General features: G+C 69.4%; 12 protein-coding genes. 8 read left to right on the top strand and 4 right to left on the bottom strand.

The window, feature by feature from the left end:
• Positions 1–166 precede the first annotated feature (166 nt).
• The 3 genes from ccrA to JK363_RS04580 all read right to left on the bottom strand — a co-directional run bounded on the left by ccrA (position 167) and on the right by JK363_RS04580 (position 3,499).
• Positions 167–1,429: a crotonyl-CoA carboxylase/reductase gene (gene ccrA, locus JK363_RS04590; RefSeq protein ID WP_201871623.1), complete on the bottom strand. Its 1,263-nt coding sequence runs from the start codon at positions 1,427–1,429 to the stop codon at positions 167–169.
• Positions 1,430–1,528: 99 nt separating this feature from the next.
• Entirely contained in the window at positions 1,529–2,635 is a 1,107-nt protein-coding gene (locus JK363_RS04585; protein WP_201871620.1) for an NAD(P)-dependent alcohol dehydrogenase, read from the bottom strand.
• A 228-nt stretch (positions 2,636–2,863) separates the two neighbouring features.
• Positions 2,864–3,499, bottom strand: coding sequence for a DUF2867 domain-containing protein (locus JK363_RS04580; protein WP_201871619.1), 636 nt, complete (start codon positions 3,497–3,499; stop codon positions 2,864–2,866).
• Between the two features lie 171 nt (positions 3,500–3,670).
• Between JK363_RS04580 and JK363_RS04575 the strand changes: the two genes are divergently transcribed.
• Positions 3,671–4,270, top strand: a complete 600-nt coding sequence (locus JK363_RS04575) for a TetR/AcrR family transcriptional regulator (RefSeq protein ID WP_201871618.1) — start codon at positions 3,671–3,673, stop codon at positions 4,268–4,270.
• 90 nt (positions 4,271–4,360) lie between these two features.
• A complete protein-coding gene (locus tag JK363_RS04570) occupies positions 4,361–5,320 on the top strand; it encodes a GlxA family transcriptional regulator (RefSeq protein WP_201871617.1) in 960 nt (319 codons plus the stop codon).
• Positions 5,321–5,337: 17 nt separating this feature from the next.
• On the opposite strand, the gene JK363_RS04565 is transcribed toward JK363_RS04570, so the two are convergent.
• Positions 5,338–6,753 (bottom strand): M1 family metallopeptidase, encoded by a 1,416-nt coding sequence (locus JK363_RS04565; protein ID WP_307821607.1) that lies wholly within the window; start codon positions 6,751–6,753, stop codon positions 5,338–5,340.
• Positions 6,754–6,940: 187 nt separating this feature from the next.
• On the opposite strand from JK363_RS04565, the gene JK363_RS04560 reads away from it, so the two are divergent.
• The 6 genes from JK363_RS04560 (at position 6,941) to JK363_RS04535 (ending at position 14,174) form a co-directional block, all read left to right on the top strand.
• Positions 6,941–7,693 carry a GntR family transcriptional regulator gene (locus JK363_RS04560; RefSeq protein WP_201871616.1) on the top strand — a complete coding sequence of 251 codons (753 nt, stop codon included), beginning with the start codon at positions 6,941–6,943 and terminating at the stop codon, positions 7,691–7,693.
• A 505-nt stretch (positions 7,694–8,198) separates the two neighbouring features.
• Complete coding sequence (locus JK363_RS04555) at positions 8,199–9,878, top strand: APC family permease (protein ID WP_201871614.1); 1,680 nt, start codon at positions 8,199–8,201, stop codon at positions 9,876–9,878.
• 161 nt (positions 9,879–10,039) lie between these two features.
• The gene (locus JK363_RS04550) at positions 10,040–10,225 is read left to right on the top strand and encodes an SPOR domain-containing protein (protein WP_201871611.1); all 186 of its coding nucleotides are present in this window, start codon (positions 10,040–10,042) and stop codon (positions 10,223–10,225) included.
• Between the two features lie 117 nt (positions 10,226–10,342).
• Entirely contained in the window at positions 10,343–10,762 is a 420-nt protein-coding gene (locus JK363_RS04545) for a (deoxy)nucleoside triphosphate pyrophosphohydrolase (protein WP_201871609.1), read from the top strand.
• 98 nt (positions 10,763–10,860) lie between these two features.
• Positions 10,861–11,295, top strand: a complete 435-nt coding sequence (locus tag JK363_RS04540) for an ATP-binding protein (RefSeq protein ID WP_201871607.1) — start codon at positions 10,861–10,863, stop codon at positions 11,293–11,295.
• A 170-nt stretch (positions 11,296–11,465) separates the two neighbouring features.
• Positions 11,466–14,174, top strand: a complete 2,709-nt coding sequence (locus tag JK363_RS04535; protein WP_201871605.1) for a SpoIIE family protein phosphatase — start codon at positions 11,466–11,468, stop codon at positions 14,172–14,174.
• Positions 14,175–14,189: the final 15 nt, after the last annotated feature.

The raw sequence follows: 14,189 nt of genomic DNA, 5'->3' as shown, positions 1-14,189 counted from the left end.
TCCACCTGTAGACCCGGAGATCGTCGAGCACGCCTCGTGGCTGCTGGACCAGCGGACTCCGGTGCACGCGCAGAGGGCCGGCTACGGCAGGGGCCGTTCCGGCGCGTTCCTGGCGGGGGCGCGGATCGGCGACCCCCACCCGGTCACGATGAAGACCGTGCGGAACTCACTCCCCGCGGACTGCGTTCACCCGCACGGCCAAGTTCCCGTACGGGTGCGTGTTCTCGTACAGCATCTGGTGGGCAAGGCCGGTGTCGGCGAGATCACCGGTCCACGACAGGCAGGGGTCCAGCGCGCCCTCGGCCGCCAACTGGATCACCTGACGGCACTCCCGCAGGTTCGCGTAGTGCGAACCCTGTAGCCGCTTCTGCCGCATCCACAAGTACCGCAGGTCCACATCGGCGTTGTAACCGCTGGTGCCACCGCAGATCACCACCATGCCGGCGGTGTCGCACAGATACATCGACGTCGGCATGGTGTCCTGCCCGGTGTGCTCGAACACGATCCGCGGAGCCCGGCGCTCGCCGAGCACCTCCCAGAACTTCTTGCCGAACGCGCGGGCTCCGCGACTCCACTCAGCCGTTGCCTCGGGGTCGCGGATGTCGGGCAGTCGTCCCCAGTGGTCGAACTCGGTGCGGTCGATGTAGCCCTTCGCGCCGAGTTCGATGCACCGCTGTCCGCGCTCGTGGTCGGAGACGACGGCGATCGGGATCCCGCCGCGGTGCCGCACGATCTGAATGGCCATGGACCCGAGTCCGCCCGCGCCGCCCCAGATCAGCACCGGATCACCCGGTTCGACGGTATTCGGGTGCCATCCGCACAACTGACGGTAGGCGGTGGGGCCGGTGAGCATGAAGCTGGCCGACTCCTCCCACGACAGAGTCGCGGGTTTGGGATGGCACTGGAGGTCCTTCACGAGCGCGAACTGGGCGAAGGATCCGTAGTTGGTCTCGTATCCCCAGACCTTCATGGTCGACGAGGCATTTCCGTCGACGCCCAGCCGGACATCGTCGGCGCTCTCGTCCCAGCTGCCGGAGGACACGATGACCTCCTCCCCGACGGACACCGAGGTGACGCCCGCACCGACAGCCCAGACAATGCCCGAGCCCTCGGAACCGCCGATGTGGAAGTCCTCCGTCGCCCCTGCCTTCTGCCGCGCCGCCACGACGTCGAGCGGGTAGCCGAGCGCGGCCCACACGTTGTTGTAATTGATGCCGGACGCCATCATGTAGACGAGCACCTGGCCGGGACCGACCGGTGGCACGTCCACCAGTTCCACCGCGAAAGCCTTCTCCGGCGGGCCGTATCGCTCCGGTCGGATGACGGACGCGTACATCTGGGCCGGAACTTCCCCGAGCGGTGGCCGCACGCCGAGCTCGAAGTGATGTACGGGCACGTGAATCTCCTCTTGGATTGACGTAGTTGTCATGGCCTCTCGCTGGTCGGCCCACCGAGAGAAATGCGCGTGAAGAGATTCGGTTGGCGGCCTGAACCTCGGGCACATCACGGCCGACAGGGCGATCCGTGGTTACCCGCTCTGCTCCATGATGAGTACGGGCTTTACCGCCCGGCCCGTCAGCGCCGCCTGCTCGGCTTCGTTGATGGCGGTGAACGGAAACGTCTCGATCAAGCGGTCGAAGGGGAACTGTCCGTCGCGCCAGAGCTGAATCAGGTGCGGAATGAGTGACGTGGGATCCGCGTCCCCCTCGGTCACCCCCACCAGCTGTTTGCCGGCAAGCGTGGTCCCTTGAAGGACGACGTCGCCGACCTGGAGACCCACCAAGGCACAGGTGCCCCGGGCCCGCAGGCTGTGGATGGCGGAAAGAATGACGTCGGGCACACCTGTCGTGTCGATGCTGTAGTGCGTTCCCTGACCGGCATGCTTCCGGACCTGTTCCAGGACGGCATCGTTGTCACCACCCAGCACTGTCGCGCTGGCGCCGAGTTCCGCCGCCAGCTCCAGCCGGGACGGATGGAGGTCGATCGCGATGATCGACTCAACGCCCACCGCTTTCGCGGCGAGCAGCGCGGCGAGCCCGACGGCGCCGACACCGAAAATGGCCAGGGACTCCCCTGGCCGCACGCCGAGCGCGTTCAGGACGGTTCCGGCTCCGGTGATGATCCCGCAGCCCAGCGGGGCCAGCATCGCCAGCGGGAGGTCACGGTCGACCACCACGGCACTACGCGCGTCGACGATGGTCCTGGTGGCGAACGTCGACTGCCCGAACCACCGGGCCATGATCGGCTCGCCGGCGCTGCCGGTGGCACCGGAGCCACCGGTGGCGAACCGACCGAAGAGGTTGCGCTCGACGAAGGTCTCGCAGTACGCGGGATGGTTTTCCGAGCACTGCGAACAACTGCCGCAGTAGGAAAAGGTCAGCACGACGTGATCGCCGACATCGATCCCGGACGCGTCGGGTCCGACCCACTCGACCACGCCGGCGGCCTCATGACCGGTGATCATGGGGAGTCCGTCGGCCAACTCCGGACCGCGGGCCACCGCGTCGGTGTGGCAGAAACCGGTCGCGGTCACCCGCACGACGAGCTGGTCGTCAGCGGGTTGGTCGAGCGTCACCTCTTCGATCGTGTAGGGCTGGTCGCCAGCACGGAGCACGGCGGCGGAGGCGCTGAGCATAGGCTGATCCCTTTGCATGGTGTGCGCGATGCCACGATGTTGAGAACGACGGGAACCTTAACCGGTGCTCAGGCGGTCGGTGGGGTCTGTCGCCGACAGCTGGCATAAACCTGCCTGCGGACAAGTGGACGTGGCAGCCTGTCCTTTGACCAGGCAATCGGCCCGGGGGTGGTGTGTCGTCCGGACGGGTTCGGCCCGGACGCGGTTGTTGTTCGGCCGTGGTTCGGCTCAATCCTGGTCGGCGGCTTCTCCGCGCGCGGCGTCTCCGGTGTGCCGGTTCGGGCGGCCGTAGTCGAGCCAGGCACGTTCCCATTGCCGGGTCAGTGCCGGGTAGATGACGATGTACCGGAACGGAAGGATGGCGGCCATGTAGAGCCGTCCGAACAGTCCGTTGGGTTTGACCAGCGCCGCCATGCGCAGTTCGTATGCGCCGTCGTCGGTCTGCACCCAGCCCAGGTGCATGATGGTGTGGACGGTCTTGTTGCCCAGTTCGCGGGCCGCTTCGTTGTCGAGCTGGTACACCTCGGAGAACGGGTCGGCGCAGGGGACGGCGTCGTTCGCGGTCTGGGCGAGGTCGAGTGGGAGGCGGTCGCACAGCGAGGCGACCCGCCTGCCCAGGCCCGCCCCGGAGGTGTCCCAGCCGAGCAGGGCACCGAGCTTCCAGCGCACCGCGAACAGGAACCGGACCGCGGCGGGATCCTTCCGGTTGTCGTACGCCGTCTTCAGCGCTTTGGCCATCACCGGGAAGTCGTCGGGCCCGGCGTCGGGCGTGCGGAAGGACCACACGTCCTCGATCCGGAAGTCATGGGTGAACTCGTGGATCCGCCACGGCTGTGCGGTGTGGGCGGCTTTCGGGATTCGCATCGGTCATTCCTTCCGAGCCGGTGTGCCCTGTCGGTTGGGCCGGGACCCGGCGATGGCGTCGCCGGCCATCAACGCGGACGGCGCGCCAGGTTGCGGCCGCACCAGAGAACACGGAACCGTTAGTTTTGGAACTATTGGTTTCGGTACTCTTGGTTCCGTATGATCGCACCCATGTCTGCTCGGAAGCAAGCTCGCAACCCGGGGGGCCGCCCCCGAGACAGCCGCGTCGACGACGCCATCGCCTCCGCCGTTCGAGAGCTGCTGACCGAGGTGGGATACACGCGGCTCACGATGGCCGAGGTGGCCGCGCGAGCCGGTGTGGGCAAGGCGGCGATCTACCGGCGCCACGCCACCAAACAAGAGATGATCTTTGAAGTTCTTCTGCCGGATCAGTTCCTGGCCGTGGCACCCGACTGCGGATCGCTCCGCGCCGACCTGGCCGCCGTGCTCGCCGAGATCGCGGACACCATGGCCTCGCCGCCGCAGGGGACGGTCCCCGGCCTGCTGGCCGATGTCCACGCCGACCCCGCGCTACGTGACCGGTTCAACGAGAAATACCTGGGAGTCCAGCGCCGGACCCTCACGGAGATCCTGGACCGCGCGACCGCACGCGGCGAACTCACCACCCGCCCCGACCCGGCCACCCTCAACGCCCTCCTTGTCGGCCCTGTCTTCGCCTGGCTGTTCCTGCTGACCGAATCCCCCGACGGACTCCCCGCCCTGACCTCCGCACTTCTCGACGCGACACTCGCCCTCACCGGCCCCGTATGAGCGGGAGGGGCGACCTGCTGGGCACGTGCGGTGACCGGGCCGGGAGTCTGTAGAGATGCCGGAAACGATGGCTCCGATACCGTTTCCGTCATGGATATCGCGGTGCTGGCCTACGACGGCTGCTTCGACTCCGGACTCGCGGCCATCCTCGATGTGCTCGAGGGCGCCAACGCGATGCGGGAGGAGCTGCCGCAGCCGCCGCCCGCCTGGCGGGTCACCACCGTGGGCTTCCGGCGCCGGGTGCGGACCGGGGCGGGGCTGGTGGTGACCACCGCTCCGGTGGCCGAGGCGGCGGAGGCGGATCTGCTGCTGGTACCGGCGCTGGCCGAGCGGCGCCCGGAGGCGCTGCTCGCCCATGTCTCCGGGGAGGGTTCGGCTCCGGTACGGGCTCTGGTGGCCCGGACCCGGGAGCGGGGCGCCCGCGTGGCCTCGGCGTGCACGGGGACGTTCCTGCTGGCCGAGTCGGGGGTGCTGGAGGGGCGGCGGGCGACCACCAGCTGGTGGCTGGCGCCGGTCTTCCGCAAGCGGTATCCCGGGGTCACGGTCGACGAGACGCGGATGGTGTCCGCCTCGGACGGGGTGATCACCGCGGGGGCGGCGTTCGGACATGTCGATCTCGCCCTCGCGGTGGTCCGGATGACCAGCCCCGCGCTGGCCGACCTGGTCGCCCGCTATCTGGTGGTGGACGAGCGGCCCTCGCAGTCGGCGTACACCATCCCCAGCGCCCTCGCCCAGAGCGACCCCGTGGTCGCCGGTTTCGAGCGCTGGGTCCGGCAGCGTCTGGAGGAGCCGGTGAGCGTCGCCGACGCCGCGCGCTCCCTCGGCGTCAGCGAACGCACCCTCCAGCGCACCGTCCGCCGCGCCCTGGGCACCTCACCGGTGCGCTTCGTGCAGGACCTGCGGGTCGAGCGGGCCTCGCATCTGCTGCGGACCACCGATCTGTCCCTGGAGGCCATCGCCCGCAAGGTCGGCTACGAGCATGCCAACACCCTGCGGGTGCTGCTGCGGGAGCGCACCGGCGGGACGGCCGGGGCGCTGCGCGCCCGCTGAGCCGTCCCGGACCCTGGTCAGGGCTTCGCCGGCTTGTCCTTGCCGAACAGCCAGACGTCGTAGAGCTTCGTCAGGTCCTTGCCCGAGATCCGCTCGGACAGCGCGATGAACTGCTTGGTGTCGGCGTTGCCGTGCCGGTGCTCCTTGACCCAGGTGCGCACGATGGTGAAGAACGCCTTGTCGCCGACGGCCCGGCGCAGCTTGTGCAGCACCATCGCCCCGCGCCCGTACACCGGGGAGTCCGAGACCCGAGCGGCGCTCGGCGGATCGGCGGGCGGGAAGTCCCAGATGCCGTCGCTCTCGTCGTCGGTGCCGTCGTAGAAGTCGCGGAAGGTGCGGTCGGTGCTGCGGCCGTCGTGCTGCTCCTCCCACAGCCACTCGGCGTAGGTGGCGAACCCCTCGTTGAGCCACATGTCCTTCCAGGTGCGGGGGGTGACCGAGTTGCCGAACCACTGGTGGGCCAGTTCATGGACGAGCAGGATCTCGTCCGGCGCGAACGGGAAGTACGGCTTGGTCTGGGTCTCCAGGGCGTAGCCGAGACCGGACAGCCGGTCGACGATCGCGCCGGTGGAGGAGAACGGGTAGCGGCCGAAGGTCTTGTTCTCCCAGTCGATGACCTCGCCGACCTGGTCGGGGACCTTGGTGGACTGACCGGCCAGGTGCGGATCGACCGCGACGTACTGGGGGAGTCCGCCGTGGGTGGTCTTGTGCACGTCGAAGCGGCCGATGGCGACGGTGGCCAGGTAGGAGGCCATCGGCTCCCCGGAGTGCCAACGGAACGTGGTGCGGCTGCCGTTGGTCCTGCGCTGCTTCAACTCACCGTTGGATACCGCCGACAGGCCCTTGGGGACGGTCATGGTGATGTCGTAGCGGGCCTTGTCGGAGGGGTGGTGGTTCCCGGGGAACCAGGCCATGGAGCCGGTCGGTTCGCCGAGTCCGACGGCGCCGTCGTCGGTCGTGATCCAGCCCTCCTCGGAGCCGTCCGGGTCCTTGATGGTCTTCGGCTTGCCGTCGTAGACGACCGTGGTGGTGAAGGCGCGGCCCTTGGGGAGGTCGGCGGCGGGGGTGAGCACCAGCTCGGTGCCCTGCCGTTTGGTCTCCGCCGTGCGCCCGTTCACCGTGGCCTTGCGCACGTGCAGCCCGGCGAAGTCCAGGTGGAAGGAGCTCAGGGCGCTGGTGGCCCGGGCGGTGATCGTGGCGGTGCCCTTGAGGTGCTTGGAGCGCCGCGTGTAGTCGAGCTTCAGCCGGTAGTCGGTGACGTCGTAGCCGCCGTTGCCCATCTTCGGGAAGAGCCGGTCACCGACGCCCGCGGCGCCCGGTTTCGCCCCGTGGGCGCCGGGCGGGGCCTCACTCCCGGAGGCCCCGGTGCAGGCCGCGCTCAGGGCGAGCAGCAGGACGGTGGACACGACGCATGGACGGCGACGAGGGGACACGGGCGCTCCTTGGTCAGGTGAGCTGTTGATCGCCAATGAAACCGGCAGCGCCGGGCATTGTCGAAGGAGTCCAAGTAAACGTCGTTGAGCTGGGGTTCACCACTTCTGGTGAAGCTCTGGCCTTTAGTTGCAATCGGCAACCCTGGGTTGCCAAGCTGTTGCTGACTGTCAACCACTGGGAGTGCACGTGGCCTTTGGTGACCAGCCCGCATATCTCCGCGTCGCCGACGATCTCCGCAAGAAGATCGCCGCGGGCGAGCTGCGACCCCACGCGCGCCTCCCCTCCCAGGCCCGGATCCGCGAGGAGTACGGGGTCTCCGACACCGTCGCCCTCGAGGCCCGCAAGGTGCTGATGGCCGAGGGGCTGGTGGAGGGCCGTTCCGGCTCGGGCACGTATGTGCGCGCCCAGCCCGTTCCCCGGCTGCTCGCTCGCAACGGCTATCACGGCGCGGGCGATTCCTCCCCGTTCCGGCAGGAGCAGGCCGACGAGCGGGTCATGGGCACCTGGGATGCGTTGAGCGAGCGGGAGGAGGCCGGGCGGGAGATCGCCGAGCGGCTGGGGATCGAGCCCGGCGACCGTGTGATGCGCACCCGCTATCTCTTCCGGTCCGGAGGGGAGGCGGTGATGCTCTCCACCTCCTGGGAGCCGCTCGCGATCACCGGCCGCACCCCGGTGATGCTGCCCGAGGAAGGCCCGCTGGCCGGGCGCGGGGTGGTCGCGCGGATGGCCGCGCTCGACCTGGTGGTGGACAACGTGACCGAGGAGGTCGCCGCGCGCCCCGGGCAGGCGGAGGAGGTGCTGGCGCTCGGCGGAGTGCCGGGCCATGTGGTGCTCGTCGTCTCCCGTACGTACCGCGCGGGCGGCCGCCCGGTCGAGACGGCGGATGTGGTGGTGCTGGCCGAGCGCTATCGGGTCGCGTACCACCTGCCGGTGAAGTGACCGCTGCCGGTGAAGTCACCGCGGACGCCGCCGAGTTGGGGCGGCGCGACCGGATCGCGTGCTTTCCGGGGCTCAACTGGGGGAATCCCAGGCGCATGTGAGCTCGATTTGAGCTCCTCTGAAATTGAGGTAGATTTGAGCCGCGTAACTGCCGCGCACCGTGGCTCAAAGCCCGGCACACCGGACTCAACTCGCGTCACTCAACCATCGCGGTTCATTTGAGATAACCGGGTACGAACATTCCTCAAGAACCCCCGTTTCCTCTGTGTGTTACGCAGGATTACCGGAGCGCTACAGAGTTTCCGGGAGTGATTCGTAGAGATTTCGCGAAGGCGTCGTCCGGCGGCACTCGCTTCTGCTTCCCGTGGTTTTTACCAGCCGTTGACCAGCGGTGATGTGTTGCGCACATCACATGGGCGGCCCAGAGCTCAAGATCAGCTCAAACCCGTGAAACGGCCCTTCAATTCGCTTGTACGATGACGCGCGTTTGCATGCAGGTACAGGTATGGGGGTCGAAAGGAGCGTCAGGGCGTTGAGCACTGAACAAGGAGCCCACACGCATTACAAACGGTCGTTGGGCACGGTGGCCCTGACTGCCGTGGGCCTCGGATCCATTATTGGCTCCGGGTGGCTGTTCGGCGCCGAGCGGGCCGCGGCGCTCGCCGGTCCCGCCGCTATCCTGGCCTGGGTGATCGGCGCCGCGGTGGCGCTGACCATCGCCCTGACCTATTCCGAGCTCGGCTCGATGTTCCCCAAGGCCGGCGGCATGGTCCGCTACGGTCAGTACTCGCACGGTTCGCTCGCCGGATATCTGGCGGCCTGGGCCAACTGGATCGCGATCGTCTCCGTGATCCCCGGTGAGGCCACCGCCTCGGTCCAGTACATGAGCTCCTGGGACTTCGGCTGGGCCAAGGCGCTGTACGACGGCAAGGAGCTGACCGGCAGCGGTGTCGCCCTCGCCTCCGTGCTGCTGGTGTTCTACTTCTTCCTGAACTGGTTCGCGATCACGCTCTTCGCGAAGACCAACACCGCGATCACCGTCTTCAAGCTGGTCGTCCCGGCCCTGACCGCGGGCGCCCTGCTGCTGGCGCACTTCGACACCGGCAATGTCACCGACCACGGCGGCTTCGCCCCCAACGGCTGGAGCTCGGTGTTCACCGCGGTGGCCGTCTCCGGCATCGTCTGGGCCTACAACGGCTTCCAGTCCCCGCTGAACATGGCGGGCGAGGCGCGCAACCCCGGCAAGTCGCTCCCCAAGGCCGTCATCAGCTCGATCCTGATCGCCCTGGTGATCTACGTCGCGCTCCAGATCGCCTTCCTGACCGCCGTTCCGGCGGCCGACCTGGCGGACGGCGGCTGGTCCAGCCTGTCCTACAACTCCCCGCTCGCCGACCTCTCCCTCGCCTGGGGTCTGAACTGGCTGGCGCTGCTGCTCTACGCCGACGCCTTCGTCTCCCCGTCCGGTACCGGCATGATCTACGCGGCCACCACCTCCCGCATGATCCAGGGTGTCCAGGAGAACGGCCATCTGCCGGGGATCTTCGGCAAGGTCGACCCCAAGACCGGTATCCCGCGTCCGGCGCTGCTGCTCAACCTGGCGATCGCCTTCCTCTTCCTCGCCGTCTTCCGCGGCTGGGGCTCGCTGGCCGAGATCGTCTCCGTGGCCACCGTGATCTCCTACATCACCGGCCCGGTCGCCGTGATGTCGCTGCGCCGCCTCTCCCCGGACCTGCCGCGTCCGGTCAAGCTGCGTGCGATGCCGGTCATCGCCCCGATCGCGATGGTCTTCGGCTCGCTGGTGCTCTACTGGGCCCGCTGGCCGCTCACCGGCAAGGTGATCTTCATCATGGCGATCGGTCTGCCGGTCTGGGCCTGGTACGAGCTGCGCAAGCCGTGGGCCGAGCTGCGCCCGCATCTTGTCGCCGGTGCCTGGATGGTGGCGTACCTGCTGGTCATGGCGGCTGTCTCCTGGGCGGGCGGTAAGGAGTTCGGTGGCCGCGGCTATCTGCCCGAGGGCTGGGACATCCTGGTCGTCGCCGCGATCGGTCTCGGCTTCTACGTCCTGGGCGTACGCAGCGCGTGGCGCAATCCGACGCTGCTGGAGGCGGAGCGGGAGCTGGCCGCCGCCGCTGCCGAGGAGTCCAGCGAGGACGAGGACCGGGAGAAGACGCCGGTCCGCGTCTGAGCGCAACCGGCCGCATGGCCGGATGCGTGCCTCCACGTGAGAACACGTATCCGCTGAGTGAAGGTTGGGCGTAGGCTCGGGCATATGCGGACCGGGAATTCCTTGATGGTCCCGCGGCGGCTGACACCGTCGCGGGACCATATGACGGAGGGGGCGGGGAGATGAGTGACGGCAACGTGGTACTGCCATGGCTCGTGATCCGCCAGGACGACAACGGCAACCGCTATCGCGTCGGCCGGTACGCCACGCGGACGGAGGCCCAGGAGGTGGCCGACCGGCTCGACGCCCAGGGCCCGGAGCACCTCTACGTCGTGGAGCGCACCGCCGCCTCCCGGCAGACCCAGTAGCGCGCTCGGCCCCGGCTCCCCCTCTCCCAGGGTCCGTCTTCAAGGGGGGCGTCCGGTCGCGAGCGGCGTCGGGAGCAGGGCGGCCGCTGTGACGACGGGCCCTATAGGGTTCCCCGCATGAGTGTGCGCGTTGTGGTGGGCGGAGCGGTGTTCGACCGGGGACGGCTGCTGGCCGCCCGGCGCAGCGCCCCGCCGGAGCTCGCGGGCCGCTGGGAGCTCCCGGGCGGCAAGGCCGAGCCCGGGGAGACCGCGCCGCAGGCCCTGGTCCGCGAGCTGCGGGAGGAGCTGGGCGTCGAGGTCGAGCCACTGGAGCCGCTGGCCGGCGAATGGCTACTGAAACCGGGTTATGTGCTGCGGGTGTGGACCGCGCGGCTGCGCTCCGGCGAACCCCGGCCGCTCCAGGACCACGACGAGCTCCGCTGGCTCACCCCCGACCGGGTGGACGAGGTCGACTGGCTGGACCAGGACCGCCCCGCGGTGGCGCAGGCCGTCCGCCTGCTGCGCGCCGCCGAACACACCCCGCCGCGCGCCCGCTGAGGCCCGTTCGGACGATATGACGTCCCGGATATCGGGTATGTGCTGATTAACCTCCCTGAATCCATACATTCCGGCGGGGGCTGCACCGGGGCTGGGAAGTGATCGGCGTGAGTGACAGCGCAGGGTCGGCCGGGCCGACGCCCGGCTTCGCCGAGTGGATCTTCCCTGCCGAGCCGGGGACGGTGCGCAGCGCCCGCTGCCGGGTTCAAGCCGTGCTGGAGCAGTGGGGGCTGTCCGCCATGAGCGATGTCACCACGCTCCTGGTGAGCGAACTGGTCACCAATTCACTGCGGTACGCCAGCGGTCCGATCGGGCTGCGGGTGTACGCCCGCCGCGAAAACTCACAGCCCGGATCCGTACTGGTGGTCGAAGTGTCGGATCCGCTGGCCGATCCGCCGCGGGCGCGGACCGCCTCGGCCGAGGACGAAGGCGGCCGTGGCCTGGAGTTGGTGGCCCGGACGGCGCGGCGTTGGGGGACCCGGCGCAGGCATGCGGGAAAAACCGTGTGGTTCGAGTTGGCTCTGCCCGGTTAGGAGTGCAGGGGGAGCGCTGATCTTGAGCGCTTAACCAAAAGCCGGGACGGAACCTGATCGCGGGCTGAGATAGTGCTGTGATCGTGAAGACCGTGCTCCGGATGGCCGAGGTGCTGGATACTCGGCTATCTGTAGCCGGTCGGAGCACCTGAGCCGGAGGGGACGGGCGCATGAGCGAGAAGCCAGCGGGGGCAGAGATGCCCGAGGAGTCGGTTGGTTCGCAGGTGTCGCCGGTGTCGGAAGTGTCGCCGGAGACACAGGTGTCGCAAGTGTCGCAGGTGTCGCCGGTATCGCATATGTCGTCCATGTCTGCCATGTGGCAGAGCAGTCCTCCCGGATCGATCTACGACTACATCCGTGTCGCCTCGTTCGTGCTGGGCTCCGACGGACGGATCACCCAGTGGAGCGAGCGGGCCCAGGAACTGCTGGGGCTGACGGCCCGGCAGGCGATCGGCAGGGATCCGGTCGACGCCTTCGTACCCGCCGAGCTGCGTGACACCGGACACCGCAAGGTCGCCGACATCCTGGACGGCCGGGAGTGGACCGGACTGGTCCCCTACCGCAACCCCGAGGCGCCGCACGGCCATGGGGTGGCCGAGATCTATGTGATGCCCGCTCAGGACGAGGACGGTGAGCGTTCGGCGCTGTGCATCGCCGTCGATGTGAGCGCGCTCCGTGGTCTCGAAACCGACCTTGCCGCGTCACAGGCCGTTTTCGGTCAATCTCCGCTCGGTTTCTTTCTCTTCGGTACCGATCTCCGCATGCTCCGGGTCAACGAGCGCTTCGCGAAGGTTTTCGGCCGTCCGGCCGAGGCCTACCGCGGCGCCACCGCGCACGATCTGCTGCCGCGCGGCGAGGCCGAACGGCTCGGCGCCGCCCTGCGCCAAGTCCTGGACACCGGCAAGTCGCTGACCGATATGCCGATCGTGGGCAGCGTGCCCGGCAGTCCCGACCGCCGCCGCTGGTCGGTGTCGCTGTACCGGCTGCACAGCAGCTCCGGCCGCCCCATCGGGGTCGCCGGGCTGGCCACCGACGTCACCCGCCGCCGCCGCGCCGAACAGGAGGCCGCGGGAGTACGGCGCAATCTGGCGCTGCTCAACGAGGCGGGCGCCCGAATAGGCACCTCGCTGGACCTGGAGACCACCGCGCGCGAGCTGCTGGACGTGGCCGTCCCCCAGTTCTGCGACCTGGCCTCCGTCGACCTCTACCAGGCGCTGCTGTCCGGCGACGAGACGCCGCCGGGCCTGGCCGACGGCAGCGCCGAACTGCGCCGCGTGGCGTTCGCCTCCGCGGTCTCCGACGGCCCGGTCGCCTTCGGCGACATCTGCCGCGCCGCCGACGACGGACCGCCCAAGCCCATCCAGGTCGGCGAGGTCCACCGCTATCCCTTCCACTCCCTGTGCGCCGGGGTGCTGCGCACCGCCCAGGTCAAGGTGGTCCCCGGCCGGGACAGCGGTGAGAGCCCCGAGCTCGGTGCCATGCTCCAGTCCACGCTGGTGGTGCCGATGGTGGCCCGCGACACCGTGGTGGGCCTGGCCCAGTTCTCCCGCACCAAGGGCAGCGAGCCCTTCGGCGAGCGGGACCGCGCCCTCGCCGTCGAGCTGGCCGCCCGCGCGGCGGTCAGCATCGACAACGCCCGCCTCTACCGCAGAGAGCACGAACGGGCGCTGATACTCCAGCGCAGCCTGCTGCCGCCCGGCGACCCCGAGGCCGCCGGACTCGACATCGCCTGCCGCTATCTGCCGGGGAACGCGGCGACCGAGGTGGGCGGCGACTGGTTCGACGTCATCGAGCTGCCCGGACACCGCACCGCGCTGGTCGTCGGCGATGTGATGGGACGGGGGCTGCGCGCCGCGGTCGCGATGGGCGAACTGCGCACCGCCGTACGCACCCTGGCCCTGCTGGACCTGGAGCCCGCCGAAGTGCTCTCCGCGCTCGACGAGATCGCCCAAGGGCTCGGCGCGCCCAGCGGTTCGCACACCTCCAGCCGCTCCGGATCACGGACCCGCACCGGCGCCCAGGACTCCTCCGACCTGTCCGAGGTCTACCTCGCCACCTGCGTGTACGCCGTCTACGACCCGGTCACCCGCCGCTGCACCTTCGCCAACGCCGGGCATCTGCCCCCCGTCCTTGTCGAACCCGGCGAGGACGCGCTGCTGATGGAGGTGCCGCCGGGGATGCCGCTGGGGGTGGGCGGTGAGCCGTTCGAGGAGATCGAGGTCGAGCTGCCCGACGGCGCCCTGCTGGCCCTGTACACCGACGGCCTCGTCGAGTCCCGCGATCACGCGCTGGACGAGGGGCTCCAGGACTTCCGGGCGGCTCTCTCCTCGCACGACGGCACCCGTGTCCCCGACAGCTCCCTGGAGGACATCTGCGACCACGTGCTGAGCGGTCTGGACACCCACCACGGCGAGGACGACATCGCGCTGCTGATGGCCCGCGTACAGGGCCTGCCCCCGGGGTCGGTCGGCGACTGGAACCTGCCGAGCGCGCCCCAGTCGGTGGGCCGCGCCCGCGAACTGGCCCGGGAGCAGCTGGAGTCCTGGAATATGGACGATCTGGTGGACACCACCGAGCTGCTGGTCAGCGAGCTGGTCACCAACGCGCTGCGGTACGGCGAGGGGGAGATCCGGCTGCGGCTGCTGCTGGACCGCACCCTGGTCTGCGAGGTCTGGGACGGCGGTCTGGTGCAGCCCCGGCGGCGGCGCGCGAGAGACACCGACGAGGGCGGCCGCGGACTCCAGCTGGTGGGACTGCTCAGCGCGGCCTGGGGCAGCCGCCGCACCCCGCACGGCAAGACGGTCTGGTTCGAACTGGCCCTCCCCGACGGCCGGTCCAGCGGACCGGACTCGGTCGAGGCCCTGCTGAGCCTGTGGTGACGGCGCGGGCCCGCC

Origin of the sequence: Streptomyces coffeae (assembly GCF_016741875.1) — a bacterium.
GTDB lineage: Bacteria > Actinomycetota > Actinomycetes > Streptomycetales > Streptomycetaceae > Streptomyces > Streptomyces coffeae.
This window is presented reverse-complemented; position numbering and strand designations above follow the sequence as displayed.

What these genes read in the sequence shown, in the direction of transcription:
- JK363_RS04550 (WP_201871611.1), top strand. Translation starts at nt 10,040, where the DNA reads ATGAGTGACGGCAACGTGGTACTGCCATGGCTCGTGATCCGCCAGGAC.
- JK363_RS04580 (WP_201871619.1), bottom strand. Translation starts at nt 3,499, where the DNA reads ATGCGAATCCCGAAAGCCGCCCACACCGCACAGCCGTGGCGGATCCAC.
- JK363_RS04585 (WP_201871620.1), bottom strand. Translation starts at nt 2,635, where the DNA reads ATGCTCAGCGCCTCCGCCGCCGTGCTCCGTGCTGGCGACCAGCCCTAC.
- JK363_RS04555 (WP_201871614.1), top strand. Translation starts at nt 8,199, where the DNA reads ATGGGGGTCGAAAGGAGCGTCAGGGCGTTGAGCACTGAACAAGGAGCC.
- ccrA (WP_201871623.1), bottom strand. Translation starts at nt 1,429, where the DNA reads ATGACAACTACGTCAATCCAAGAGGAGATTCACGTGCCCGTACATCAC.
- JK363_RS04545 (WP_201871609.1), top strand. Translation starts at nt 10,343, where the DNA reads ATGAGTGTGCGCGTTGTGGTGGGCGGAGCGGTGTTCGACCGGGGACGG.
- JK363_RS04535 (WP_201871605.1), top strand. Translation starts at nt 11,466, where the DNA reads ATGAGCGAGAAGCCAGCGGGGGCAGAGATGCCCGAGGAGTCGGTTGGT.
- JK363_RS04575 (WP_201871618.1), top strand. Translation starts at nt 3,671, where the DNA reads ATGTCTGCTCGGAAGCAAGCTCGCAACCCGGGGGGCCGCCCCCGAGAC.
- JK363_RS04570 (WP_201871617.1), top strand. Translation starts at nt 4,361, where the DNA reads ATGGATATCGCGGTGCTGGCCTACGACGGCTGCTTCGACTCCGGACTC.